The following is a 1,753-nucleotide window of genomic DNA, read 5'->3' on the forward strand; positions in this document are numbered from 1 at the left end:
GCCTTGATTAACAATATGATATAAATGATATTTAAAGTAAAAGGTTAAATATGCGTCAAAACTTATTGAAAATTCTGCTGTTGTTGATTTTCGTTGTGGCTGGTTGCTCCATACCTTTAAGTCGAACCCCACCCGGAACCAAACCTGTGTGCGGAACATCTGTTGCCGCAGTCCCTGATGTTAAACCGCCGAAACAATTTTGCAATCTCGTTGTTAAAATCAAAATCGACGACCCCACTGCCCCGTATTTATCGGATTTTGGCAAGGTTACTGTAATCGATGTTGACGGAGTTCAAGAATCAAAAAAATTTCCAGTTAAGCAGGGAACCCAAATAGTAGTTTTTCCTGATTACGAACCCGGAAGATACACTGTCGAAGTTAGTTACGGAAATTATATTGCTACGAAGTGCGTTGTTCTCTGCTGCTACTGTCCTGACCGCTGGAAGGAGGTTTGTCTTTATAAAGTCAAGGAACAACTGATGCAGAAATTCAATCAGCCCCCAGACGCTGTTTTACCACCCGATTGTTCAGTGGTAAGCCCTTGCGGTGCCGACCTTATATTCTACATGCCAGACGATGCTAAAAATTAAGCTAAAGCAGCATTCCACCGAAGAAATAAGTTGTGAAAATAAGCTTTCACGCTCATTTATTATGTGTGAACGGGTTCACAAGGAAAATCTTTGCCTTCGTTTCGTTAGCAAGACCCGCTAATTTTCTGCTGGTTTTTGCAGCAGTCCTCATCGGTGGTGCTTTATCTGGCACGATAGGAATATATAGCCTCGTTGCTGCGTTTTCAGCAGCGCTCGTGCTTTCTGGTGCTAATGCCGCAAACGACTTTTTTGACATAAATGCTGACTCTATCAGCCACCCTGGGAGGGTTCTTCCCAAAGGAATGCTGACGAGACATGAAGCCATGATTTTTGCTATTGCTGCTCAGATTGCTGGTTTGATATTAGCTTTCACTATAGGGCTTCGAACAGCTATATTCGCTTTCTGGGCGATAGCGCTGCTTTGGGTTTATTCGCTCTGGCTTTCGGGAACTCCGCTTGTCGGGAATTTCGTTATATCTGTCCTTTGCGGTAGTGCGCTCATCTACGGCGCCCTGCCATCAGGGGTAGTCTCTGCGAAAACCGTGTGGGCTGCTATAATAGCCGCTGCGATAAATTTCCCCAGAGAGGTTCTGAAGGATGTTTCTGACATCGAGGGTGACAGGAGAGCTGGTAGAGCGACTTTTCCAAACAAATTCGGAATAAGAAAAGCTGTTAATGTTGCTGTTATAAGTGCCATTTTCGCACAGATAGTCATTCTGATACCTTATGTGGTTGGGATGTATTCGCAAAGTTACCTTGCAGCGGCTTTTTTCGCCTCTATGATGATGTGGTTTGGCACTATCTATGCCGTAAGGGGTTATCCAGAACAAGGCCAAAAATTTCTTAAAGTGGCAATGGTTTTGGGAGATTTGGCGCTGGCGATCGAGGTAATATTTAGTTGTATTCGCAAAGTTACCTTGCAGCGGCTTTTTTTGCCTCTATGATGATGTGGTTTGGCATTATCTATGCTGTAAGGGGTTACCCAGAGCAAGGCCAAAGATTTCTTAAAGTGGCAATGGTTTTGGGGGTTTTGGCACTGGCGATCGAGGTAATATTTGGTGGGAAATGATAAATTATTCTTGCGAAAAACAATGCGTTGTCCTCGGGTTATCGGGTGGCATCGACAGCGCAACATCCGCGTGGTTGCTCAAGAAACGCGGATT

At 44.4% G+C, this 1,753-nt stretch carries 3 protein-coding genes; all 3 read left to right on the plus strand.

The annotated features are described in order from the left end of the window. Nucleotides 1-50: 50 nt before the first annotated feature. On the plus strand, nt 51-590 hold the full coding sequence (locus tag J7J62_02815) for a hypothetical protein (GenBank protein MCD6124085.1): 540 nt from the start codon (nt 51-53) through the stop codon (nt 588-590). A gap of 65 nt (nt 591-655) precedes the next feature. Further along, nucleotides 656-1,534, plus strand: a complete 879-nt coding sequence (locus J7J62_02820; GenBank protein MCD6124086.1) for a geranylgeranylglycerol-phosphate geranylgeranyltransferase — start codon at nt 656-658, stop codon at nt 1,532-1,534. Nucleotides 1,535-1,655: 121 nt separating this feature from the next. Continuing rightward, the coding region (locus tag J7J62_02825) for a hypothetical protein (GenBank protein MCD6124087.1) at nt 1,656-1,753 on the plus strand (98 nt) is incomplete at its 3' end.

This window comes from bacterium, assembly GCA_021159335.1.
Classification (GTDB): domain Bacteria; phylum UBP14; class UBA6098; order B30-G16; family B30-G16; genus JAGGRZ01.